Below are 24,469 nucleotides of genomic sequence, written 5' to 3' on the forward strand. Positions count from 1 at the left end.
CTGGTCTTGTACCGTTCGAAGCATCAATTCCCGACATAGGGTGTAAATCCCGGAGGTTGTAGTGACGGGCGCGATCAACGCTTCGGATGGGCCTTCTTTCGAGGCACACACCGCGAATTCAGAGTCGGTCATCGAAGCAGACATTCCGCGACGCAGTCTCCGTGTCGGGGTTCTCGGGTTCGTCGTACTCGGCGTTCTGGCAGTCGCGTCCGTGCTGATGGTCCTGTTCGCGGTGCCGATGAATACGCGGTACTGGGGAATCTTCGACAACTTCCTCGACCTCGACGTCTACCGCCACGGCGGCAGCGTCGTGGTTCAGGGCCTTCCGTTGTACGACGGACCGGTTCTGCAAGGAATGATGTTCACGTACACCCCGTTTGCCGCTTTGCTGTTCACGGTGTGGGCGGTGCTCTCGTTCAAACAGGCGATTGTCGTGTGGACAGGCTTGAACATCGCAGCCTTGTTCGCCGTGATCGTGTTGTGCTGGAAGTACCTCGGTTATCGGCTCGACGCGAAGACGTACGCCGTCAGTGCGTTGGCGACCACGATCTTCCTGTTCATGGAACCGATACGTACGACGCTCTGGCTCGGGCAGATCAACATATTCCTGCTGCTCCTGATCGTGTGGGATCTAGGCCGGGACGAGAAGAGTCGTCTCCGCGGAATCGGAGCCGGTATTGCCGCGGGTGTGAAGCTCACGCCGGCCTTCTTCTGGGCATACTTGTTCATCACGCGCCAATGGCGTGCGTTGGTGACGGCCGTCGTGACGTTCGCTGCGACCGTTGCGATCGGCTTCGTCGTGATCTACAACGATGCGTACAAGTACTGGACCGGCACTCTGGTCGACAGCGAACGCGTCGGACCGACGGACGCTCCGAGCAACCAGTCCGTGTCCGGTCTGATCGCTCAGCTCACTCACACTCCGACGCCGTCGCGGGTCCTGGTCCTCGTCTTCAGTGCGCTGGCGGTATGCCTCGGACTCGGTGCCGCGTGGATTGCTCACCGGCACGGGCAGAAATTGCTCGGCCTCACCATGACGGGTTTGACGGCGACCACTGTCTCGCCGTTCTCGTGGGGCCATCACTGGGTGTGGTTCGTCCCGCTGGTCGTCCTCGCAGCGCACTACGCGATGGTGTCGAAGAAGCGGTGGGCGTGGGTAGCGCCGTTCGTTTTCCTGCTCCCAGTCTTGAACTGGTCTCACACCTGGTGGGACCCGTCGGTCATTCCGGGTACGGATCGCTTCATCGGAATGGGCCTGTTCATGTTCGTGCCGCCCGAGTATCTGCGGATTCCGACCGTCGGCGTCTACCTCTGGGTCTTCACGCTTGCCGCGGTCTCGACGTTGGTTCTGTTCGGCTGGAAGAAGTGGAAGATTCCGGCGCCGGATGCGTCGGCGCCGGTCACAACTGCTGCCTGACGTGGCAGTATCGGACTCATGGCACTTCATCTGAACCTTGTCGGTGACCCCGAAGCTGATGCCCTCCTCGCCGAAGACCCGTTGGCTTTGTTGATCGGAATGCTTCTCGATCAACAGGTTCCGATGGAAACGGCCTTCCTCGGTCCGAAGAAGCTGGCGGATCGGCTCGGCAGCATCGATGTCAGGCGAATCGCCGACATGGACACCGACGAGTTCATCGCGATCTGTGCCGAGCCCCCGGCTGTGCACCGATTCCCCAAGTCGATGGGCGAGCGCATCCAGCTCATGTGCCAGTTCATCGTCGAGAACTACGACGGCGACACCGCGGCGATCTGGACTTCGGGCAACCCCGATGGCAAGGAAGTGCTGAAGCGGCTTAAGGCCCTACCCGGTTACGGCGACCAGAAAGCCCGGATCTTCCTTGCATTGCTCGGCAAGCAGATCGGCGTCGAGCCGAAGGGTTGGCGTGAAGCTGCCGGCGACTACGGCCTCGAAGGTTCGAGGCGTTCGATTGCCGACGTGGTCGACGAGCAGTCTTTGCTCGAGGTCCGTGAGTTCAAGAAGGCCGCAAAGGCCGCAGCGAAGGCCGACAAGAAGTAAGCCGCTTTCAGGATTTCCGGGACCCGCTCGCACGCACTACTTTCATCAGGTCGCCTGCGGGGCCCTCGAGTTGACGCGGCGGGCGCCACACCGCACGTAGGGATCGGTCGAGATCCAAGCCTTCGACGGCTACGACCCGAAGCTCTCCTTGCTTCACCTGGTCGTCGACGGCCAGCGTGCTCAGTACCGCCGGGCCGACGCCACCGAGCACGCTGGTTCGAATCGCGGCCGAACTGCCCAGTTCCAACAAGGGCGCACCTCGCTCGTATTCGTGCAACGCCAGGTCGAGAGTTGTTCTGGTTCCCGATCCGGGCTCGCGCACCAGCAGCGGCGTCGCTGCCAGTTCGGCGACGGTCAGCGGCTTTCGTCGACGCGCCCATGGATGATCGGGATGAACGACCACGACCAGCGAGTCACGCGCGACGGTGACGCTGGACAGGCTCTTCGGAGTGGTCGGCGACTCGACGAATCCGAGATCACACATTCCCACCTCGACGGCTTCGAGGACGCGAGTCGAGTTGTAGACCTGAAGGTGGACGGTGACACCAGGATGTAGTGACCGAAAGATACCGAGCCAGGCCGGAATCAGATGTTCGGCGACGGTCATGCTGGCACAGACGGTCAATTCCGCGGATCGTTCGGTCCGCATCCCTTCGGCCACGTCGAGAAGCTGGCTCGAGTTGGCGAGGACGCGGCGGGCCCAGTGAACGATGACGGTCCCTTGGGGCGTCAATGTCGCCCCCGTTGATCTTCGGTGAATGAGTGGCATCCCGAGTTGCCGCTCGAGTGCCTTCACGGCGCGGCTTGCATTCGGCTGCGCAATATTCGCTGAACGGCTTGCAGCACTGAGACTTCCGTGGTCATCGATGCCGATGAGTAGCTCGAGGGTGGTGAGGTCGGGCCACCGTCTGGTCATGCAAACAGGCTATACCCAGCTTCATGTTCATATCGATTTGATATGTCGTGATGGTAGAAATCGCCCTACCGGAGTAATGATCCCTGAACGACTCTGGATGAGTGAACCGTGATGTGAAGTCCGTGGCCGCGAAACCCCCAGTCGCCCCTTCGTCAGAAGTGCGACGGTGGTCGAGCGTCGCTGCATTGGTGCCCGGACTTGCGCTGTGCGCTTTCGGCGCCGCGTTCGCGCTGGTGATCGGTCAGTTCACCTCTGCAGTGAGTCCGTTGCTGATTGCGATCGTGGCGGGTGCGGTGGTGCCGAACACCGTTGCCTTGCCGGCGAAACTCCAACCTGGCCTGGCATTCTCGGCGAAACGACTACTCCGGGTGGGCATCGCTCTGCTCGGGCTGCAATTGATGTTCTCCGACATCGTCGGTCTGGGCTGGGGAGTGATCGCCGTTGTGGTGGCGATTGTGTTCCTCGGTATCGCCGGAACCATGTATGCCGGAAAACTTCTCGGATTGAGTTGGACCCAGAGAATTCTGATCGCCTGCGGCTTCTCGATCTGTGGAGCAGCCGCTGTGGCTGCTGCGGACGGTGTTGTCAATGCGCGGGAGGAAGAGTTGCTCACCGCTGTTGCACTGGTGGTGATCTTCGGAACTCTGATGATTCCGACAATCCCGTTGTTGGCCAGAAGTTTCGGTATGAGCGAGATTGGTGCAGGCATGTGGGCCGGTGGCTCGATTCACGAGGTTGCGCAAGTAGTGGCTGCCGGCAGCGCTCTCGGCGCAACCGCGTTGGGTGTCGCGACCATCGTGAAACTGGCGCGTGTGTTGATGTTGGCGCCGGTCATGGCATTTCTGAGCATCCGGCAACGCACGATGGCCGACAACACTGCAGCGAAGCGTCCTCCGCTGGTTCCGTTGTTCGTCGTGGCGTTCATCGGCTGTATGGGCTTGCGCTCCACGGGCATCTTGCCGGATGAGCTTCTGGGACTGGCGAAGACGGCGCAGACGATACTGTTGGCCGCTGCGATGTTCGCGCTCGGCCTGGGTGTGCGCCTGAGCGTCATTCGAGGAGTGGGTGCCCGACCGTTCGTGCTGGCCGCGATTTCCACTGTGTGGGTGGCAACGATCGCCTACGTCGGAGTTGTGTTGGTCAGCTGATCGAGCGCTGGGTCCGCCATGCGCTGGGGCTCATCGAGAACTGAGTGCGAAACCACCTCGAGAAGCTGCCTTGCGTCGAAAACCCGAGGTGTACAGCGACTTCGGTCAACGAATAGCGAGGATTGGCGACAAATCTTTCCGCAAGGGTGCTTCGAACCGAATTGAGAACGGCCGTGAACGTATCTCCGGATTCGGCGAGATGACGGTGCAGTGTCCGCCGGTCGAACCCGAGGCTTCGTGCCACCTGCTCGACAGAGCACCGGCCGGTCGGAAGCAGAACTTCGATCAATTCCTTGGTACGGCTGAGGGTATCGGAGGTTTCCGAGGCAGGAAGTGAGTCGAGGAACTGGCGAGCGTACGGCCGGAGTAACTCGTCGGACAGTTGGTTGGCCGCATCCAGGTCGGCTGCGAAGAAGACGATGCCGGTGAACTCGTGATCGAATTCCACCGTGTCGCCGAGGATTCGCCGATGCGTGCTCGTGTCTTTCGGAGCATTGTGCGTGAATCCGACGCTGACCGGTTGCCATCGAGAACCCAGGAAACTCCGCAGGATCTGCAGCGTTGCGCCGACTGCGAGTTCGACGCTCTGTCTGGTGTCGACCGGTTCGCCGACCTCGAGCGAGACTCGCAGGGTCGCGAGTCCGTTGACTTCGTTCAATCGGATGCGCAATGACTCGTTGTACGTGTGCTCGTATCGCATCAGTACGTCGAGTGCGCTCCTGACGTCTGGTTCTTCCCTGATGACCAAGCTGAGGGGGCCGAGATTGGACAGTCGACGCAGGCCGGCGAGTAGGAGTCCGAAGTCTTCGTGTCCGGACTCCGCTGCCGATCGCTCCAGGAGCGATGCGATGGAGGCGGCCGGTACCCATTGGTCGGGGTTCGCCAGGCTTGCCGGGCTCAAGCCGACACTCCTCATGAGGCCCACGGCGTCCACGTCCACCGTTCGGCACAGGTCGACGTAGCGGTTCAGTGATGCGTAGCGGGCGAGCGGCTTCATAGGGCCCCCTTTACTCGATGTCCCGAAATGTTGTGTTGTGTGTCTCGTCAAGTTAAGCATGTGAGCCGGATCTCACATAGTTTTGTTCACATCAGTTCGGCACGACCACGAAGTCGAGCACCGACTTCTGGAAGTTGTTGCGTACGAATGCAGCTCGATCGCAATCGAGTCGAGCCCGCCCCACAGAATTGGAGAGCATTGATGGCAAACGCCATTCGATTCCACGAGATCGGCACACCGTCCGTCATGCGTTGGGAAGAGATCGAGGTAGGACGACCGGGCACTGGAGAGGTTCGGGTTCGCCATGAAGCGGTGGGGCTGAACTTCGCCGACACCTACTTTCGAAGTGGCCTCTATCCTGCGCAATTGCCTGCCGGGATGGGAGTCGAGGGCGCTGGCGTGGTCGAAGAGATCGGCGAAGGAGTCGTCGATTTTGCCGTGGGGGACCGCGTGACCTACACCGGCAGTCCGCTGGGGGCGTACGCCACCGAGCGGATCATGGCGGCGTCGGACCTGATCGCGCTTCCCGACGGCATTGCCTTCGACACCGCAGCCGCCATGACCATGCGAGGGTTGACCGCCGCCTACCTTCTGCGTCGCATCTACCCGTTGAAAGCGGGGGACACCGTCTTGCTGCATGCCGCGGCCGGTGGTGTCGGACTGATCTTCACCCAGTGGGCAAAACTGTTGGGAATCAAAGTGATCGGCACGGTGTCGAGCGACGAGAAAGCGAGCGTTGCCCGTGCGCACGGGTGCGATGAAGTCGTCATCTACACCCGCGAGGACGTCGTCGCACGCGTCAAGGAGATCACCGGGGGCGTCGGCGTGCCGGTTGTGTACGACAGCATCGGGCAGTCCACCTTCGACATCTCACTCGATTGCCTTGCCAGGCGCGGGCTGCTGGTGTGCTTCGGAACGGCGTCCGGACCTACTCCGCCGATTCAGGCAATGCAGTTGGCAGTCAAGGGATCTCTCTTCGTCACCCGTCCGGCACTTGCTGACTACATCGCAGATCCCGCAGAACGTGCCGAATTGGCGGGCGAATTGTTCTCACACGTCGAGTCCGGGCGAATCAAGATCGAGATCAACCAGCGATACCCCCTCGAAGATGCGGTGCGCGCGCACCACGACATGGAGTCCGGTCGCAGTATCGGTTCCTCCGTCTTCTCCGTCTGAACCGAAACAGCACTTCCCAGAGGAATTGTCATGACCAATACTGCAACGCTGACAGAAAACCTGCTCCCGTCGACCAGCACGATCCACGTCGAGAAATTGACCTGTTCGATCGGGGCAGAGTTGTCCGGGGTGGATCTCGGAGAGGTCGCGCGAGGCGATGCACTCTTCGCCGAAATCAAGGCATTGTTACTCGAGCACAAGGTCCTGTTTTTTCGCGACCAGAACTTCTCCAAAGCCGAGCACGTAGAACTTGCCCAGCGATTCGGTGAACTGGAGGATCATCCAGCTCTGGGCAGTGATCCCGACCATCCGGGCCTGGTCCGCATCTACAAAGACCTGGACAGCCCGCCGGAGCACTTCGAGAATGCGTATCACTGCGACGCCACCTGGCGCGTCAACCCGCCCATGGGATGTGTATTGCGTTGTGTGGAAACACCTCCTGTCGGCGGCGACACGATTTGGGTGAACATGGCACTCGCCTACGAGAATCTGCCGGCGCGGGTCAAGGAGCAGATCAAGGACCTGCGTGCCAGGCACAGTATCGAGTCGACCTTCGGCGCTCGGATGCCGATCGAACAGCGCCACCAACTGAGGGAACGCTTTCCCGACGCCGAACATCCCGTGGTACGAACACATCCGGAGACCGACGAGAAGATTCTATTCGTCAACTCGTTTGCCACGCACCTCGTGAACTATCACACGCCCGAGAACGTCCGCTACGGAATCGATTACGCCCCCGGCGCCGGAAACCTGCTCACCTACCTGGCCAGTCAGGCCCAGATTCCCGAGTATCAGGTTCGGTGGCGCTGGACCGAGAACAGCGTCGCGATCTGGGACAACCGTTCGACACAGCATTACGCGGTGCAGGACTACTGGCCCGCAGTTCGAAAGATGGAGCGCGCCGGAATCATCGGCGACGCACCGTTCTGATCTCTCTTCCCAGCCCCGAAGATAATTCATTCACTCGATCGGAGTCACGCTATGCATTTCCACGACGATTCACTGTTCCCCGAAACCCAGGACAAGCTTGTCATCACCGTTGCTCCCTACGGACCGGAGTGGGAACCGGACGATTTTGCAGAAGACCTACCGCTGTCGATGGACGAGCACGTCCAGCAAGCCGTCGACTGTTTCAACGCCGGCGCCACCGTTCTCCACATCCACGTGCGTGAACTCGACGGAAAGGGCTCGAAGCGTCTGTCGAAGTTCAACGAGCTTCTCGGTCGCTTGCGTGAGGCCGTTCCCGAGATGATTCTGCAGGTCGGCGGTTCGATTTCGTTCGCTCCGGAAGGGGAAGGTGCCGATGCGAAGTGGTTGTCCGACGACGTGCGTCACATGCTTGCGGAGTTGGAGCCCGCTCCTGATCAGGTGACGATCGCGATCAACACCAGCCAGATGAACATCATGGAACTGATGACCGACGACGACATCGCGGGTACGTCGATGCAGCGTCCGGAATTGGCTGATACGTATCGGGAGATGACCGTGCCCGCCGGTCCGGAATGGGTGGCAGAGCACCTGCGCCGGCTGCAGGCCGCCGGAATCCAGCCGCATTTCCAGTTGTCGAGCATTCCGCAGCTCGAAACGGTGGAGCGGTTGATCCGACGCGGCATCTACACCGGCCCGGTCAACCTCACGTGGGTCGCAATCGGCGGCGGCTTCGACGGCCCAAACCCGTACAACATGATGAACTTCGTCCAGCGTGTTCCCGACGGTGCGTGCCTGACCCTGGAAACGCTGATGCGTAGCGTCCTGCCGGTGAACACGATGGCGATCGCGATGGGCTTGCACGCTCGTTGCGGCAACGAGGACACCATCTGGGGCCGCAAGGGCGAGAAGATGACATCGGTGCAGCAGATCGAGCAGTTGGTGCGCATTGCAAGCGAATTGGGCCGCGAGGTGGCTACCGCGAAGGAAGCTCGCGACATCTACCGGATCGGTGAGACGTATGTCGACACCGACGAGACGTTGGCGAAGTTGGGTTATGCACCCAACCGCCGGATCGGCCAGCTGGGATTCACGCAGCACGCCTGAGTCCACCCCGTCTCGTACAACAGCTTCGGGGTGCGAACCGTGACGGTTCGCACCCCGAGGCCCCCGGTCTACCTCGAGTACTCCTAGGAGAGTCATGGGACTGCAAGCTCCCGCCACACCACGTGTGGACACCGCGCTCGGAATCGGCGGACGACGAAAGTTATACCCGTGGATCGTTTTTGCCCTGGCTTTCGGTCTACTTCTCTCGGACTACATGTCGCGGCAGGTACTCAGTGCGGTCTTCCCGATCCTGAAAGCCGACTGGGATCTGTCCGATTCGCACCTTGCCTCCCTGAGCAGCGTGGTGGCATTGATGGTCGGGCTGTTGACGTTCCCGTTGTCGCTGCTCGCGGACCGTTGGGGGCGCGTCAAGAGCTTGATCCTGATGGCCGTGTTGTGGAGTGTCGCGACGTTGCTGTGCGCTATCGCTCAGACCTACGAACAGATGTTGGGCGCAAGGTTCTTGGTCGGTGTCGGTGAAGCGGCGTACGGCAGCGTGGGTATCGCCGTGGTGCTCAGTGTGTTTGCGCCCCGTGTGCACGCAGCTCTCGCCGGTGCCTTCATGGCCGGTGGATCGTTCGGTTCGGTCATCGGTGTGGCAATCGGTGGGTTCATCGCAGTTCAGTTCAGTTGGCGGTGGTCTTTCGCCGCCATGGCGATCTTCGGTCTGATTCTGGTTGCGCTCTTCCGTGCCCTCGTCACCGAGAAGAAGCTCACGGCCTACGCCGTCGAGGCCGCGCCGGATGCTGCCGGGGAAGCGCTCAGGCGCGACGGCTTTCGCGCGCCGGTGTCATCGTTGTTCACCAATCCGGCCGTATTGTTCGCCTACATCGGTGGCGGTCTCCAGATGTTCACCGCCGCTGTACTTCTGGCGTGGTTGCCGAGCTTTTTCAATCGCTACTACGATTTGGCCCCGGACAAGGCCGGCGTCACGGCTTCCGTATTCGTCCTCCTTGTCGGAAGCGGGATGGTGGTCTGCGGTTTCATCACAGACAGATTCAGCCGCGACGATTCGGCGCGGAAATGGACCACCGCCATCGTCTACTGCGCCATCTCATTGGTGACGCTGAGCATCGGGCTCCGGTTAGGCACGGGGACAGCACAACTCGTGTTGCTCGGTATCGGTGCCTTCTTCTCCGCCGGTTCGTCGGGGCCGACGGCAGCGATGGTCGCGAACCTTACCCATCATTCGATTCGAGCATCCGCCATGGGAACGCTCACTGTTGCCAACAACCTTCTGGGGTTGGCGCTCGGCCCGTTCGTGGTCGGTATCCTCGCCGATCACCTGGGTCTTCTCGGTGCTCTACAGCTTTCGCCGTTCGTCTATGTCGCCGCAGCCCTCGCGTTGGTAGCCGGCAAGCGTGCTTATCCCGCCGGGATGAGGCGGTTGGCGACGTTGCAGAAGCGGCCCGAGATCCCGGGCGCCACCGAAGTAACAGACGTTCGGAGCTCATGATGAATGAATCATCCACGGTAGTAATAGTTCCCGGATTGCGCGATCACGTCGAGGATCATTGGCAGACTCACCTCGAACGCGGCCTGGACAATGTTTTGACGGTTCCTCCCCTCGAGACCGACAAGCTCAGTCGAGATGCCAGGGTTGCGGCATTGGACGAGGTGCTGACAAGTGTCTGCGGGCCGGTTGTCCTGGTCGCGCACAGCGCCGGAGTCATGACCGTTGCTCACTGGGCGAGGGCGCATCATCGAGAAGTTGCGGGCGCCCTTCTGGTCACGCCGGCAGATCTCGAACTTCCGCTGCCCGAGTCTTATCCGTCTCTCGAAGATCTCGACCGACACGGGTGGCTACCGATACCGCGTCAGCGTCTACCGTTTCCGAGCACGGTCGCGGCGAGCCGGAACGATCCGCTGGCCGGCTATCGCCGAGTTGTGGGTTTGGCTGAAGGATGGGGGAGTCGGTTGCTGGATCTGGGCGAGGTCGGACATCTCAATCCGGCGTCCGGGTATGGGTACTGGCCGCGGGCGGAATCGTTGGTGTGGGAACTGCTCGAGTCGGTGTCGCACGCCGCCCCATCTCATACGACGGATTCCGTGGAGCAGGAGGAACACAGTCGTGCTTGATCTTGCTGTTCTGCTGGAAGACTCGGCCCGGCGATATCCGGAACGGGATGCGCTGGTGCTCGGGGAAGCGCGGCTGACGTATGCGCAGTTCGACGCCTACGCGAATCGCATCGCGCAACTGCTCGTCTCGCGGGGTGTCGAGCCAGGTGACAGGGTGGCATTGTCCTGCCCGAACATTCTTGAGTTTCCGATCGTCTACTACGGCGTTCTCAAGGCCGGCGGCGTCGTCGTTCCTCTGAACATTCTGCTCAAGGGGCGCGAAATCGCCTACCACCTGGCTGATTCGGAAGCAAAACTGTACTTCTGTTTCGAGGGAAGTCCCGAATTGCCGATCGCCGAGTACGCCATTGCCGGGTTCGAGCAGAGCGAGACCTGTTCTTCCCTGATCGTGATCACTGCCGAGTCGGGCGCACCTTCGTCGATCCCCGGAGTCGAGACCTTAGGCGAAGCAATGGCATCCGTGCCCGAAACGGAAACAACTGCAGCCGCGATTGTTCGTGAACCGACGGACACCGCGGTCATTCTCTACACCAGCGGCACAACCGGAAAACCCAAGGGCGCCGAACTCACTCACTGCAACATGGTCTTGAATGCACTGTCGACCAACCGGTTGTTCGAGAGCGCTCCCTCCATGCATGAGCGGTATCTCCTGACTTTGCCACTGTTCCACTCGTTCGGCCAGACAGTGACCATGAATGCGGGAATCTGCGTCGGTGCCACGTTGGTGTTGATGCCACGCTTCGATGCGACCGCGGCACTCGAGATCATGGAACGCGAAAAGATCTCGGTCTTCGCGGGCGTCCCGACCATGTACTGGGGACTACTCGGCGTGCTGGACGGGGTAGTGAGATCCGGGGTGGATGTCGAAACCGTTCCACAGAACATGCGGTGCGCGATCTCCGGTGGCGCAGCGCTTCCCGTCGAAATCTTGACGCGGTTCAAGGAGCGCTTCGGGGTTCAGATCCTCGAAGGGTACGGACTGTCCGAGACCTCTCCGCTGGCCTTGTTCAGTGACCCCGAGGGCGACCCCCGGCCCGGTTCGATCGGCGTGCCGATCTGGGGCGTCGAAGCGCGGCTTGTCGACGACTCTTGGCACACGATCACCGGCCCCGAGGACGTGGGTGAGTTGGCCATTCGCGGGCACAACGTCATGAAGGGCTATTTCAACCGACCAGAGGCGACGGCGGAAGCCATGCGCGACGGTTGGTTTCGCACCGGGGATCTGGCACGGGTCGATACCGACGGAAATTACTACATCGTCGATCGCGCGAAGGACATGATCGTGCGGGGCGGATTCAACGTCTACCCACGCGAAATCGAAGAGGTTCTGCTCACTCACCCAGCCGTCTCACTCGTCGCCGTCGTCGGGCTGCCGGACCCGAGCCTCGGCGAAGAAGTTGTCGCGTTCGTGATCCGAGAGCCGAGTGAAGAGATCTCCGAATCGGATCTCGTGGAATGGTCGCGGGAACAGATGGCCGCCTACAAATATCCGCGTCGCATCGAGTTCGTGCCGTCGCTTCCGATGACGGCAACCGGAAAGATTCTCAAACGTGAACTGAATCAAGCATTTTCGATGGTCTGAGGAGATCGATGACTGACGTTCGAGCAAATGAAGCATTTCCCGTCACCCAGGCCATGAAGGATTCGGGTGGCTGGAATCCGTTGTGGGACGGCCTTTCGGAGCTGGATCCCGAGTGGACCGAGCTGTACATGAAGACAGCAATGCAGCCCTGGAACAGTGGGGTGCTGTCACCTCAGGTGATCCAGTTGCTGTGCATAGCCGTCGATGCGGCGAGCACACACATGTACGCGCCCGGCGTACGACGCCATATTCGCGCCGCGCTCGACATGGGAGTGACCCCGAAGGAGATTCTCGAGGTGCTGAAACTGACCACCGTCGTCGGGATTCATTCCTGCAATGTCGGCGTTCCGATCCTGATGGAGGAAATCGCGAACCGGTGAGGGCGGTCAGTCCCGCTCGCGGTTCTCCCGTTCCTCACGCTGACGCTGGAGGAACGGGCTCGGGTTCTGTCCGCCGATCGGACCATGGCCGAGGACTCCGTGCTCGTAGGCCGACTCCGCGTGCAGGGCAACGTCGATTCCGCGGGCCTCGTCTTCACGCGAAATGCGGAAGCCGAAGGTCTTGTCGATGAGCTTTCCGAGACCGTAGGTCACACCGAAGGCATAGAGCGCGACCACGACGACGCCGACGAACTGCTTGCCCAACTGCGCGAATCCACCGCCGAAGAACAAACCTTCCGGACCGCCCGTCATCACGGCCGTCGCGAGGAGTCCGATCAGCAACGAGCCGACGATTCCACCGACGAGGTGCACGCCGACGACGTCGAGGGAGTCGTCGTAGCCGAGCTTGTGCTTCCATCCCACGGCGTACGAGCAGACGATGCCGGCGATCAGACCGATGACGAGCGCACCGAACATGTTCACCGTTCCGCACGACGGGGTGATCGCGACCAGACCGGCGACGACGCCCGACGCTGCGCCGAACGTCGTGGGGTGTCCGTCACGATTTTGTTCGACGAACAGCCAGCCGAGTAGTCCGGTGCAACCGGCGACGAGTGTGTTGAGGAAGATCTGCGAGGCCATACCGTCGGCCGCAAGGGCCGAGCCGGCGTTGAATCCGAACCAACCGAACCAGAGCAGGCCTACGCCGAGCAGGACGAACGGCAGATTGTGCGGACGCATCGACTCGGCCTTGAAACCCATCCGCTGGCCGAGGACCAGGGCCAATGCCAGACCCGACGCTCCGGACACGATCTCGACCACGAGGCCACCGGCGTAGTCGAGTGCTCCCATCTGGGCGAGCCATCCCTGCGGATTCCACACCCAGTGAGCGACGGGGACGTAGACGAGCAAGGACCAGATGGGGACGAAGATCATCCAGGCGGAGAACTTCGCTCGGTCGGCGATCGCACCACTGATCAGTGCCGCAGTAAGGATCGCGAAGGTCAATTGAAAGGTTGCGAACAACACTTCCGGGACGTTCCCGTGCACGGTCGACGGGTCGATGCCCGCCATTCCGACGTGCTCGAGTCCACCGATGATGCCGCCGTGATCGTCGCCGAACACGAGGCTGTAGCCCACGAACAACCACGCAACAGTGACGAGTGCGATCGAGACGAAGCTCATCATGATCATGTTGAGGACGCCGGTCGAGCGGACCATGCCGCCGTAGAACAGTGCCAGTCCTGGCGTCATCAGAAGAACCAGTGCAGTACTGACGAGCAACCAGGCAGTTGCTCCGGCATCGATGGTGGCGGGCACAGTCTTCTCCTCACGCACGCGGACCAGCCCGCGTGCACGGAACCCACGATGCGTGCGTGCGGTTTCCTACGCACTGCGATTGTGTTGCGAACATGTTTCGGGAGAAGTCGGCGTTGCACCCGCACCGGACCACCTGTCGTGGGTCGCCGGTAGTCTTTGCGCGTGGCCCTGTACCGGAAGTATCGACCCGCGTCCTTCGCCGAGGTGGTGGGGCAGGAGCATGTCACCGCACCGCTCAGCACGGCCCTCGACACCGGACGCATCAACCATGCCTATCTCTTTTCCGGCCCACGTGGCTGTGGAAAGACGTCGTCGGCGCGCATCCTTGCGCGTTCACTGAACTGTGAGAAGGGTCCGACCTCGACGCCGTGCGACGTGTGCGACTCGTGCGTTTCGCTGGGCCCGGGCGGCACAGGCAACCTGGACGTCACCGAACTCGACGCCGCAAGTCACGGTGGCGTCGACGACACGCGAGAACTCCGAGACAAGGCCTTCCACGCACCGGCCGCTTCTCGTTATCGCGTCTTCATCATCGACGAGGCACACATGGTGACGGCGGCGGGCTTCAACGCGCTGCTCAAGATTGTCGAAGAGCCGCCGGAACACCTCATCTTCATCTTTGCGACGACGGAACCCGAAAAGGTTCTCCCCACCATTCGCTCGCGTACACACCATTACCCGTTCCGCCTGTTGGCGCCGTCGACCATGCGCGGACTCCTGGAAAAGATCTGCGCCCAGGAGGGCGTACCGGTCGAGCCCGCCGTATATCCGCTGGTAATCAAGGCCGGCGGTGGTTCGCCTCGAGACTCGTTGAGTGTCCTCGATCAGCTGCTCGCGGGCGCCGGAGAAGAAGGTGTCACGTATCCGCGCGCGCTCTCCCTTCTCGGAGTCACCGACGTCGCGCTCATCGACGAAGCCGTCGATGCTCTCTCCGCCAGTGACGGAGCCGCCTTGTTCGGCACTGTCGATCGCGTGATGGACGCCGGTCACGACCCACGCCGCTTCGCGCTGGATCTCCTCGAACGTCTGCGTGATCTCATTTTGATGCAGGCTGTCTCCGACGCCAGCGAACGAGGGTTGGTCGACGCACCCGAGGCAGAGCTGGTCACGATGCGTGAGCAGATTCAGCGAGTCGGTCCGGCCACGCTCACCCGTTTCGCCGAGACCGTCCATGCCGGGCTCAGCGAAATGCGTGGGGCGACGGCGCCGCGGCTGCTGCTCGAGGTGATGTGCGCGCGAATGCTGCTTCCCTCTGCTTCGGACACCGAGTCAGCTGTATTGCAGCGGCTCGAGCGCCTGGAACAAGGTATTCCGGCTGCCGGAGTCGCGGCTGCCGCTGCCCCTCGCGCGGCAGCAACGCCGGCACCGACCGTGCCGCCGCTCGAACCGGAGATTGCTTCCAAGTTCCAACGGCCCTCCCAACGTAAGGCCGAGCCTGAGGCACGGCCGGAACCAGCCGCGCCTGCTCCCGCGGCGGCGCCGCCGGTTGTCGAGGCTCCTGTCGTCGAGCCTCCGGTAGCGGCAGTTCCCGTCGTCGAGCCCCCAGTCGTCGAGCCCCCAGTCGTCGAGCCTCCCGCCGTTGAGATCGTGGAGCCTCCCGTTGCCGAACCGCTGGTGGTCGAAGCTCCTGTGGTTGAGGCTCCCGTGGTTGAAGCTCCCGTGGTTGAACTACCGACTCCAGCTACTGTCGAAGCGGAAGAGCCGATCGGACTTTCCGAGCCGGAACCCGACTACGAGCCCGAGGCCGAGCCCGAGTTCGAGGAGCCGGCGGCTGCAGAAGTTGCGCCGGTCTCGGCCGGCCCCACGGTCGAGACACTTCGTGAATCGTGGAACACCTTGCGCAACAAGGTCGGTGAACGAAACAAGGTTCTGCCGGCCATGCTGTCCGCTGCTACGGTTCACGACGTGCGTGGTCACGTCGTGGTCATTGCTCACGGCTCGCCGGTTCTGGGTGCTCGTGTGACGCAACCGCATAACGCAGCGGTCATCTGCGAGGTCCTTACCGAGATGTTCGGTGGCACTTGGCAAGTCGAGTACCAGGAAGGTGCGCCGCCCGCGCCTGCCGGGTCGAGCACGCCCAAGGCGGCAGAGGCTCCGACTCGCCCGGCCGCTGCGCCGCGATTCTCGCGCCCCAGTCAGGAACGCGCGGCGCAGCAGCCCAAGGCTCCGCAGCCCCAGCGTGGGGATTCGGACGACATTCCGCCGCCCGAGGCTCCCGACTACCCGGAAGACCCTGGACCGGCCCCCGCTCCCGAGGTCGACTACGAGGCAACTCCTCCGCCTGCAACGCGTGAGGACGAGGACGAAATGTTCGCGGAGGCGGCCGAGCCCGCGGACCCGACGGCCAGACGCGATCCCGAGGATGTTGCCAAGGAACTACTCAAGGACGTCCTTGGAGCCCGCAGACTCGAAAGTTGAGTCGCTGACGCGTCCCTTGTGGGCGGAACAACGGCCGGAATGTCGCGAGACAGGCCGCGTGATCGAATCGTTATAAGTGACTCGTCGTTGCTCTTCGCGGGCGTCGAGGGTGCAGTCGCTCGGTCAGTCAATGCTGAAAATGCTGTGGCTGGTTTGCTGGCACATTTGTTCGCCCAGTTTCGCTGTAACGAAACTTCGATTCGTACGATGACCGCCGAAGAATATCTGAGATTTCTTGTCGATCGACCGACGTTCGATCAATATTGCTAACTCTCAGCGTGTCACGAATGTTCAGATTGAACCTTGCAGATGTTTGTTTTGTGTCGATCGACCAATTTGGGACATTCGGCGAATTGGCCACATATTCGGCATTGTGCCGATTTAACGGATGCTCAACTGCATATTTGCTGTATGTCTGGATTGGACGGCTTTGAATCCAGGATCAGATACGGATGTTCCAGCCGGAGTTTGACGTCGAGTTAGGCAAACGAGTAACTCGAAGTTACAGCTAATTGTCGATTGCGGAAAAATTGCTGAAACATGTTCGCGATCTCGAACAATCTTTGTTATTTGGTTATGCCTTGAGGTGAATCTGCGTTTTACACGCCGACGAACGCGTGGTTAGTCTTCGGTCGATTGAGTCTCCCGTGGATGCGCGTGAAAATAGGAAGTGTAAGATGACTGAAGATTCAACTAATCCTGCAATTGCGATAGTCGGGATGAGCATGTGGTCTCCCGGTGCACACGATCTGCAAGGATTTTGGGAGAACGTCCTTGCGCGCCGGATGCAATTCCGAAAGTTTCCCGAGTCGCGGATGTCTCTCGACGACTATTGGAGCGCAAATCCCGACGACGTCGACAGAACGTATGCCGACCGGGGCGCGTTCATGGACGGATTCGAATTCGACTGGGTCGGGCGCCGGATCCCGGAGCGGACCTTCAAGTCGACAGATCTCACACACTGGTTGGCGCTGGAAACAGCACTCGGCGCTTTGACGGACGCGGGCTACAGCCGAGGATCGGTACCCACTGGCCGCAGCGCCGCAATCGTCGGCAACTCCCTTACCGGTGAAGAATCCCGGATGTGGTCGATGCGTTTGCGCTGGCCTTATGTCAAGCGCGCCCTCGCTGTGGCGGCCGAAGCGCGCCAGTTGGACAGTTCCGTCGTCGATGCCCTCGCCGAGACGATGGAAGAGGTCTACAAAGGCCCGCTGGTGGAGCCGAGTGAAGACACTCTGGCCGGTATGTTGTCGAATACGATTGCCGGTCGGATCTGCAACTACCTCGACTTCAACGGCGGCGGGTACGTCGTGGACGGTGCGTGCGCGTCCGGCATGCTCGCGGTGGCGACTGCGGCGGAAAAGCTGGCGTCCGGCGCGGCCGACTTCGTCTTGGCAGGTGGAGTCGACGTCAGCTTAGATCCTTTGGAACTCGTGGGATTCGCGCGTTTGGGTGCACTGACACGCGGTGACATGAACGTGTACGACGCAAGCCGAAGCGGATTCATCCCGGGTGAAGGCTGTGGATTCGTGGCCTTGAAACGGCTCGAGGACGCCAGGGCAGACGGTGACTACGTGTACGCGACGATTCGCGGCTGGGGCATCTCCACCGATGGCAAGGGTGGAATTACCAAGCCCCGCGCCGAAACTCAGGCCGAAATGATCCGTCGCGCATACTCGGGAGCAGGATTCGCTGCCAGCGAGGTTGCCTTTGTCGAAGGACACGGAACTGGCACTCCTGTCGGGGACCCCGTCGAACTTGCCGGCGTCCAGCAGGCCGCGCAGACGGACGGGCCCGTCGAGGCTCGCAGCATCGGTATGACCTCGCTGAAGTCGCTGATCGGGCACACGAAGGCGGCGTCGGGCATCCTTGCACTGATCAAGGCGACAATGGCCGTCAACCAACGAATCCTTCCGCCGATCGCCGGTTGCACCGACCCGAACCCGGCGTTCGGAACCGAAGCGCCAGCGCTCTTTCCGCTCGTCAACGGCGAGATCAGAGATCCGTCCGAGAAGATGCGCGCCGGTGCGCAGGCCATGGGATTCGGCGGTATCAACTGCCACGTCGCCATCGAATCGGCTGATGCACCGTCCAGCAAGCTGACACCTTCGCGCGACGTCCGCACCATGATGGCGTCGTACCAGGACACCGAGGTCTTCGTACTTTCCGCAGATTCCGCCATGGACTTGGCGACCCGAGCGCGGGATGTCGCAGATCTGGCAGTTCCGTTGAGTGTTGCCGAGCTGCTGGACTTTTCGGCGAAGCTCTCGCGGGTGATCTCGCCGACCGCGCCCTTCCGGGCCGCAGTGGTGGCAGGTCGACCCGCGCAGTTGGCCGAACGCATGCGCCAACTCGCCGTCATCTGCGAGAACTCTGCGCCCGCGGCCGGCCAGGTCAAGGTGGTCAGCAACGAGATATCGATCTCGAACAACGTTCGTCACGACATCGGGTTCCTGTTCCCGGGACAGGGATCACAACAGCTCGAGATGGCTCGCGTGCTGATCGAGCGTTTCGAGTGGGCGCGTGAACTGGCGAACGAGGCCGACGGCTGGCTGGAGGATGCGGGAGCGGAAGCGATCACGCCGCGGATTCTGCGGAACCCGGTCAAGAGCGCTGACGCTGCGGAATTGGCGAAGTGGAAGAGGGACCTCGCCCAGACGCAGTTCACCCAGCCCGCCGTTGCCTTGGCGTCGCTACTGTGGTTCGAGTACCTCCACCGTTTGGGCGTCACACCCACTGCCGTTGCCGGGCACAGTCTCGGGGAGCTGACAGCCCTCTACGTGGCAGGGGCTTACGACAAGAAGACGCTGATCACCTTGGCTGCGGCGAAGGGCGCGGCGATGGCGGTCAGTGGTGGCGGAAACGGCGCAATGGCGAGCCTGACCTGCGACCGATCGACGGCTGAGGCGATCATCGCGGAAGCAAACGGATATGCGACCGTCGCGAATCTGAATACGCCGACGCAGACAGTGGTTTCGGGTACCAAGGACGCGGTCGACGATGTGGTTGCCATCGCGAAGACGCGCGGAGTGTCGGCCCAGGCGCTTGCCGTGTCGAATGCTTTCCACTCCGAGATGATGAACGAGGCCGAGCGGGAGCTGAAGTCCACTGCGCCCGTTGACGAGCACGTCGATTCGCTGACCTGCCCCGTATATTCCTGCGTTGAAGGGGAACGCGTCCAGACGCCAGTGGCACTTCGCGAATTGGTCACCAAACAGGTTGTCTCACCGGTCGACTGGATCAAGACGGTACGTGGGATCTCGCAGGAGGTGGACCTGCTTGTCGAGGTCGGACCCGGCCGTGTGCTGACCGGGCTCACCAAGGCGATCAACGGGACCGACGGCGTGCGCTGCTTCCCCGTTGCGTCCAAGTCCGGACGTGACGAGGACTTCAACGTCGCACTGGCCGCGATGTACGTACACGGCGCTCAGGTCCGCTGGAACGAACTTTTCGACGGCCGCTTCGTGCGCGAATTCGTTCCCGCCGATCAGAAGGTGTTCATCGAGAACCTGGCCGAGGCGAAGCTGACGGTTAAATCTGCTCCCGAACCGCTCGCAGTTGGTACGTCCGGCGGGGATCCGGCTGCGGCGCTGGCCGATTACCTGAGCCGACGCGGGAACTTCCTCGTCGACGTCATTCGCGCGGATGTAGGCAGTGGAGCGACTTCTCCGTCTTCTCCATCTGCTCCGACTTCGCGGGCAGTCACCAACGGCCACGAATCTGTAGCAGCGAAAGCTCCTGCGCCGGTTTCGGCTCCGGTGGTCGAAGAGCCGGCTGTCGCGGGCGCGGGGTCCGTGGAAAGTGAGCTGATCAGGATCCTCGCCGGCACCACAGGGTTCCCGGCCGAGTCGATCACGACGGATTTGCGTCTGCTCGATGATCTGAATCTCGACTCGATCAGTGCGGCAGAGGCTATTTCGAAGGTTGCGCACCAATTCGAGGTTGTCGACCTCGACCCTGCCGAGTTGGCCAACGCCACCATCGGAGAAGCTGCATCGCTGATCCTTGCGGCATCGCCGAATGCCGGCACTGCCGTTCCAGTAGCTGCCGTTCCAGTAGCGCATTCGGGGCAATCGGACGTGTCGCGAATCCTGCTCGAGGTAATCGCAGAGGACACCGGATTTCCGGTGGGGTCTCTCGATGTGGATCTCCACCTGCTCGACGACCTGAACATGGACTCGATCAAGGCTGCCGATGCAATAGCCACGGTGGCAACACGGTTGGGTGTTCAGGGCGACCTGGATCCGGCCGAACTCGTCAACGTCAGCCTGGGTGAACTGATCGAGGTGCTCGATCGGTCCGCGAAGGAGATGTCGGGTCAGCAGCAGCCGGCTGCGCGGGCGCTGCCGACGAAGTCGCAGGGTATATCGGCCGACAGCTTCACCTGGGTTCGCGATTACACCCTGGAAAAGGTTCGGAGCGAGACAGCGTTGCACGAAGTCCGCGACCTCACGGCCGCGACGTTTGTCGTCATCGGTGACGACGCCGGTTTGGTCGGAAGATTGGAATCCGAACTTCGAGGCCGTGGCGCCCAGGTCGACACCCGGACATTCTCCGACGCCGACACTGCGAACGCACACCACGTGATTGCGGTAATGCCGCGCGTGACCGATGATTCCGTCACCGAAATCGGCTTGCGCCGCGGAATCGAACACATGCACAGAATAGTTCCGGCGCAGCAAAGTGGTGGCGCGCGAACCACATTGGCGGTGGTTCAGTTCATCGATGCCGAGTTGAGCAATCCAGCGCCGGTGCCGAGTGCGGCGGCTTTTGCAGCTTCGGTGCATCACGAGCGCCCCGAGCTGGATGTACGCGTCATAGGATTCGACGGCTCGACAGCGGACGCGGAGGTGGCAACCACTGTCGTCTCCGAGTTGGATTCGGTTGCACCCTATGTGTTCGCGACTTACGACGCCGAGCTGGCGCGCACGGCGCTGCAACCGCGGGTTCTCGCCTCGAACGACTACACCGTCCGCGAAAGCGGGTTGGGAAGTTCGGATGTTGTGGTCGTCACCGGAGGCGCGAAAGGCATCATGGCGCAATGCGCTCTGGCACTGGGCCGAAAGACCGGTGCCGAACTGGTGCTGATCGGAAGCTCTCAGCGGCAGGCAGGCGACGAAATCGCTTCCACCCTTGCGGACTTCACGTCTGCCGGTTTGAAGGCCCACTACTATCGCTGCAACGTCACGGATGCTGCGGCGGTGGCCGGCGTCGTCGATCAGATCGAGGTCGAGGTGGGGCCGATCAACGGTTTTGTCCACGGTGCGGGGGCGAATGTTCCGCGGCGGTTCGAGAGAGTCGACAGCGCTGCGGCTTTCAAGGAGGTTGCACCGAAGGTCCTGGGCGCAGCCAACTTCGTCGAAGCGCTCGCTGATCGTGAGTTGAAGCTGTTCGTGGGCTTTTCCTCGATCATCGGATTCACCGGTATGCCCGGAAACAGCTGGTATGCATACGGAAACGAGCTTCTCGACGAAATGGTGGTGCGGTATGCCGCCGGGCACCCGAAGACTCGGACGTTCTCGCTCGCGTACAGCGTGTGGGGAGAGACAGGGATGGGTGCCCGCATGGGCAGTGTCAACCATCTCGCGAAGATGGGTGTCATGCCGATTTCGACGGCTGCGGGAGTGGATCATTTCCTTCGTCTGGTCGACAGCGGACCCGAGGCGAGTCGTATCGTCGTGACCAGTCGACTCGGCGGTCTGGACACCTGGGCGCCGGCAGCACCGGCTCTGCCGGCGGTGTCGCGGTACATCGACCAAGTGGTGACCTTCGAGCCGCAGGTAGAACTGGTTACGCGGACGACGTTGTCCACCTCGGCGGATCCGTTTGTCCTCGACCATGTCTGGAAAGGATCGGCGCTGCTTCCGACGGTGTTCGGACTCGAGGCGATGTCGCAGGCGGCGGCCTATGTCACGGGACGGGTGACCCTGGGCCGCGTCCGCATCGACGACATCAAGCTGGATCGACCGATCGTCGTCGACACGGTCGAGGGCACCAGAGTCGAGATCAAGGCAAGCGTCGTGGAGCAGGATCGTGATGCTGCAGGAACGCGAGTGCATGTCACGATCGGCACCGAACGGACCGGGTACGGGCGGCCCCATTTCTCGGCCGACTTCATCTTCGGGCTGGACGAAACACTGCCGGAGTTCGAGAAGGAGTTGCCGCGACCGGTGCTCGACATCGATCCGTTGGACGACCTCTACTCGTGGTTGCTGTTCCAGGAGGGTGATTTCCGCCGACTCGAAGAGATCTCGAGCCTCGATTCCGAGCACATTCTCTTCAGTGCTATTTCGCGAGCCGACCGTAGGCAGCACCTTCTCGGTGATCCCTACTTCCTGGATTCACTGCTGCAATCGGGCCAGATCATGGTTCCGCGGGAGATCTGCCTTCCGGTCAATATCGCGCGAATCGACATGTACGACGGGCGATTCGAGGCTCGTTCCTTCACCGCATACGCCTACGACAAGGTGCAGACCGAGACCCACATGCAAGCCGACGTGTCAGTGGTGAAGGACGGACGAGTGGTGATGCAGCTCGAGGGATATCGCTCCCAGATTCTCTCGCATGACGAAAGTAGGCCTACGGCTGAGGAAATTGCGGATCCGACTGCGCGTGATGCGCAGATCATTCTCGACAAGCTCGCGCAACACAGTCGTGCGTTGGGAGTGAAGAGTCCGCGGGTTGTGGTCGCACACACCCCGGGGATTCACGAGCTGACCAAGTCGGAGCGCCACGAGCAGGAGAAACCGATCGCCGAGGCGGCCGTGAACATTCATCTCGATGAGGATGCGGTGATCAAATGAGCAATGCCTTTGCCATCGAATGGCAGGAAACCGGAAAGCCCGTCGTTGTCGGTGACGTTCCACCATCGGTGGATGTCTCGCTCTCGCACGACGGTAGTAAGTCTCTCAGCTCCGCAGGTGACTGGCCGCAGGGGTGCGACATCGAACCGATTCGCTCCCGAAGCGTCGTGCAGTGGAAGGCACTTCTGGGTTCGGCGCGGATCCCGCTGCTCGACGAGTTGATCGCGGGCGGCGAATCACTCGATCGAGCGGGAACCAGACTGTGGGCGGCGGCCGAGGCGATCCGAAAGGCCACGGGCCAGATGTCGGTTTCGCTGGCGATGGGCTCCAGAGAGGACGATGCAGTGACCTTCCGCGGCGGCGCAGAGGGAAGCGTTGTGGTTCTGACCTTTCCAGCTCTGTTGACGGACAACGAGGAGCGCATTCTCGCGTTCGTGACTCACGAGGAGGATGCGGAAGAACCGGCGCACGACCCGGCACCACAGTTCGACACCGGGCCGTTGTCGGCGAAGTCTCTCGCGCAGTTCGATCCGATGGCCTACGGCTCCGACGTGCATGTGGTGGCACGCAGCGGCTATCCGGCGGTGTCGATCCGGTTCCCCGTTGGGTTCCGGGACGCGTGCAACGTCGGTGGATCAGTGGGGTTCGCGAGCTTCGCCCTGTGGCTGGGTGCTTTGCGGGAGAGGGGGACCGGACCGATCTCGAAGCAGATCGTCGAAGACATGGCGACGGGTCGTTGGGGCATGGTGACCAACAACTCCGAGGTGTTCATCGATGCGAACCTGTACACCGACGACATTGTCGAGGGGACGATCTGGATCACCGAGCTCACCGGTCCGGATCGGGCAACCACCAATCTGCATGTCGAATGGTGCCGAGTCGACGGTGAGACGCGCACCCACATCGGGTGGAGCGCGATGCAGACGACATGGGTGGAAATCCTTTCCCACGGCGTGGTGGCGGCGCGGCCGATGCCGCAGTACTTCCACGATTTCATCGAGCCGATGACGATTCCGACGGGGGCGAAGAGCGTTGTCGTCCCGGCCGAGCCGAAGTACGTCGATCGTGGTTCCGTGATTCGCTCGGCTCCGATGGTGCCGCGCAATCCGTATCTACTCGAATCCGAGGTGTTCTCGACGACGCTGCAAGACGGAAACGTCGTGGGCAATGTCTACTTCGGCAACTATTACATCTGGCAGTCGAGGGTTCGGGACAAGTTCCTCGTCCGCTCTCAGCGGGAGGCCTTGGCGGCCCGCGGCGCTCTGGGTGAACTGCGTTGTGTGCACACACGGGTGGAGCATCTGCGCGAGGTCATGCCGTTCGACGATGTGCTTGTCACGATGTCTTTGGCAGCTCTCTACGAGAAGGGGATCGACCTCGAGTTCGAGTATTTCAAGGTCAATCCGGACGGATCGCGGGAGAAGCTCGCGATCGCTCGCCATCGAACTATCTGGACGATACCGAGCGCTCCTGGAGCACTGGACATTGCTCCGCCGTCGAATCTTCCACAGTCGCTGATCGATTCGGTGCTGGAGGCGATCGACGGAAAGTAGACGGGGGATTTCCGAGATCGAAGTAGAGAAACGGGTTGCGTTTTCC

Annotated in this window: 16 protein-coding genes; 13 read left to right on the plus strand and 3 right to left on the minus strand. The window is 61.6% G+C overall.

The window, feature by feature from the left end; all coding sequences use genetic code 11:
- The first annotated feature begins 61 nt into the window (after positions 1 to 61).
- The gene (locus ACFQ6Y_RS15200; RefSeq protein ID WP_378634012.1) at positions 62 to 1,417 is read left to right on the plus strand and encodes a glycosyltransferase 87 family protein; all 1,356 of its coding nucleotides are present in this window, start codon (positions 62 to 64) and stop codon (positions 1,415 to 1,417) included.
- 18 nt (positions 1,418 to 1,435) lie between these two features.
- The gene (locus ACFQ6Y_RS15205; RefSeq protein WP_378536882.1) at positions 1,436 to 2,017 is read left to right on the plus strand and encodes an HhH-GPD-type base excision DNA repair protein; all 582 of its coding nucleotides are present in this window, start codon (positions 1,436 to 1,438) and stop codon (positions 2,015 to 2,017) included.
- Positions 2,018 to 2,024: 7 nt separating this feature from the next.
- Here ACFQ6Y_RS15205 and ACFQ6Y_RS15210 read toward each other — a convergent pair whose 3' ends face one another.
- Positions 2,025 to 2,933, minus strand: a complete 909-nt coding sequence (locus tag ACFQ6Y_RS15210; RefSeq protein ID WP_378634015.1) for a LysR family transcriptional regulator — start codon at positions 2,931 to 2,933, stop codon at positions 2,025 to 2,027.
- Positions 2,934 to 3,055: 122 nt separating this feature from the next.
- Between ACFQ6Y_RS15210 and ACFQ6Y_RS15215 the strand changes: the two genes are divergently transcribed.
- Positions 3,056 to 4,081, plus strand: a complete 1,026-nt coding sequence (locus ACFQ6Y_RS15215; RefSeq protein ID WP_378537166.1) for a YeiH family protein — start codon at positions 3,056 to 3,058, stop codon at positions 4,079 to 4,081.
- On the opposite strand, the gene ACFQ6Y_RS15220 is transcribed toward ACFQ6Y_RS15215, so the two are convergent.
- Positions 4,074 to 5,078 carry an AraC family transcriptional regulator gene (locus ACFQ6Y_RS15220; protein ID WP_378536889.1) on the minus strand — a complete coding sequence of 335 codons (1,005 nt, stop codon included), beginning with the start codon at positions 5,076 to 5,078 and terminating at the stop codon, positions 4,074 to 4,076. The genes ACFQ6Y_RS15215 and ACFQ6Y_RS15220 overlap by 8 nt on opposite strands.
- 201 nt (positions 5,079 to 5,279) lie before the next feature.
- Between ACFQ6Y_RS15220 and ACFQ6Y_RS15225 the strand changes: the two genes are divergently transcribed.
- The 7 genes from ACFQ6Y_RS15225 to ACFQ6Y_RS15255 all read left to right on the plus strand — a co-directional run bounded on the left by ACFQ6Y_RS15225 (position 5,280) and on the right by ACFQ6Y_RS15255 (position 12,329).
- Positions 5,280 to 6,254: a quinone oxidoreductase family protein gene (locus tag ACFQ6Y_RS15225; RefSeq protein ID WP_378536892.1), complete on the plus strand. Its 975-nt coding sequence runs from the start codon at positions 5,280 to 5,282 to the stop codon at positions 6,252 to 6,254.
- Positions 6,255 to 6,284: 30 nt separating this feature from the next.
- A complete protein-coding gene (locus ACFQ6Y_RS15230; RefSeq protein ID WP_378536895.1) occupies positions 6,285 to 7,184 on the plus strand; it encodes a TauD/TfdA dioxygenase family protein in 900 nt (299 codons plus the stop codon).
- Positions 7,185 to 7,235: 51 nt separating this feature from the next.
- Entirely contained in the window at positions 7,236 to 8,288 is a 1,053-nt protein-coding gene (locus ACFQ6Y_RS15235) for a 3-keto-5-aminohexanoate cleavage protein (RefSeq protein ID WP_378536898.1), read from the plus strand.
- A gap of 94 nt (positions 8,289 to 8,382) precedes the next feature.
- Entirely contained in the window at positions 8,383 to 9,744 is a 1,362-nt protein-coding gene (locus ACFQ6Y_RS15240) for an MFS transporter (protein WP_378540567.1), read from the plus strand.
- Entirely contained in the window at positions 9,744 to 10,367 is a 624-nt protein-coding gene (locus ACFQ6Y_RS15245; RefSeq protein WP_378536904.1) for an RBBP9/YdeN family alpha/beta hydrolase, read from the plus strand. Before ACFQ6Y_RS15240 ends, ACFQ6Y_RS15245 begins: the two co-directional genes overlap by 1 nt.
- On the plus strand, positions 10,360 to 11,949 hold the full coding sequence (locus ACFQ6Y_RS15250) for a long-chain fatty acid--CoA ligase (RefSeq protein ID WP_378634018.1): 1,590 nt from the start codon (positions 10,360 to 10,362) through the stop codon (positions 11,947 to 11,949). Before ACFQ6Y_RS15245 ends, ACFQ6Y_RS15250 begins: the two co-directional genes overlap by 8 nt.
- Before the next feature lie 8 nt (positions 11,950 to 11,957).
- Entirely contained in the window at positions 11,958 to 12,329 is a 372-nt protein-coding gene (locus tag ACFQ6Y_RS15255; protein ID WP_003943892.1) for a carboxymuconolactone decarboxylase family protein, read from the plus strand.
- Positions 12,330 to 12,335: 6 nt separating this feature from the next.
- Here ACFQ6Y_RS15255 and ACFQ6Y_RS15260 read toward each other — a convergent pair whose 3' ends face one another.
- Positions 12,336 to 13,649, minus strand: coding sequence for an ammonium transporter (locus ACFQ6Y_RS15260; RefSeq protein ID WP_060939276.1), 1,314 nt, complete (start codon positions 13,647 to 13,649; stop codon positions 12,336 to 12,338).
- 162 nt (positions 13,650 to 13,811) lie between these two features.
- On the opposite strand from ACFQ6Y_RS15260, the gene ACFQ6Y_RS15265 reads away from it, so the two are divergent.
- The 3 genes from ACFQ6Y_RS15265 (at position 13,812) to ACFQ6Y_RS15275 (ending at position 24,423) form a co-directional block, all read left to right on the plus strand.
- A complete protein-coding gene (locus ACFQ6Y_RS15265; protein WP_378536913.1) occupies positions 13,812 to 16,067 on the plus strand; it encodes a DNA polymerase III subunit gamma and tau in 2,256 nt (751 codons plus the stop codon).
- Positions 16,068 to 16,744: 677 nt separating this feature from the next.
- Positions 16,745 to 22,870 (plus strand): SDR family NAD(P)-dependent oxidoreductase, encoded by a 6,126-nt coding sequence (locus ACFQ6Y_RS15270; protein ID WP_378634021.1) that lies wholly within the window; start codon positions 16,745 to 16,747, stop codon positions 22,868 to 22,870.
- Positions 22,867 to 24,423: a hypothetical protein gene (locus tag ACFQ6Y_RS15275; protein WP_378634024.1), complete on the plus strand. Its 1,557-nt coding sequence runs from the start codon at positions 22,867 to 22,869 to the stop codon at positions 24,421 to 24,423. The genes ACFQ6Y_RS15270 and ACFQ6Y_RS15275 overlap by 4 nt, the downstream gene beginning before the upstream one ends.
- Positions 24,424 to 24,469: the final 46 nt, after the last annotated feature.

This window comes from Rhodococcus sp. NPDC056516 (assembly GCF_042794655.1).
Lineage (GTDB): Bacteria > Actinomycetota > Actinomycetes > Mycobacteriales > Mycobacteriaceae > Rhodococcus_F.

Excerpts from the sequence above, each read along its gene's own strand:
- ACFQ6Y_RS15205 (WP_378536882.1), top strand. The coding sequence starts at position 1,436 with ATGGCACTTCATCTGAACCTTGTCGGTGACCCCGAAGCTGATGCCCTC.
- ACFQ6Y_RS15210 (WP_378634015.1), bottom strand. The coding sequence starts at position 2,933 with ATGACCAGACGGTGGCCCGACCTCACCACCCTCGAGCTACTCATCGGC.
- ACFQ6Y_RS15220 (WP_378536889.1), bottom strand. The coding sequence starts at position 5,078 with ATGAAGCCGCTCGCCCGCTACGCATCACTGAACCGCTACGTCGACCTG.
- ACFQ6Y_RS15225 (WP_378536892.1), top strand. The coding sequence starts at position 5,280 with ATGGCAAACGCCATTCGATTCCACGAGATCGGCACACCGTCCGTCATG.
- ACFQ6Y_RS15230 (WP_378536895.1), top strand. The coding sequence starts at position 6,285 with ATGACCAATACTGCAACGCTGACAGAAAACCTGCTCCCGTCGACCAGC.
- ACFQ6Y_RS15235 (WP_378536898.1), top strand. The coding sequence starts at position 7,236 with ATGCATTTCCACGACGATTCACTGTTCCCCGAAACCCAGGACAAGCTT.
- ACFQ6Y_RS15240 (WP_378540567.1), top strand. The coding sequence starts at position 8,383 with ATGGGACTGCAAGCTCCCGCCACACCACGTGTGGACACCGCGCTCGGA.
- ACFQ6Y_RS15245 (WP_378536904.1), top strand. The coding sequence starts at position 9,744 with ATGAATGAATCATCCACGGTAGTAATAGTTCCCGGATTGCGCGATCAC.
- ACFQ6Y_RS15255 (WP_003943892.1), top strand. The coding sequence starts at position 11,958 with ATGACTGACGTTCGAGCAAATGAAGCATTTCCCGTCACCCAGGCCATG.
- ACFQ6Y_RS15270 (WP_378634021.1), top strand. The coding sequence starts at position 16,745 with ATGACTGAAGATTCAACTAATCCTGCAATTGCGATAGTCGGGATGAGC.
- ACFQ6Y_RS15275 (WP_378634024.1), top strand. The coding sequence starts at position 22,867 with ATGAGCAATGCCTTTGCCATCGAATGGCAGGAAACCGGAAAGCCCGTC.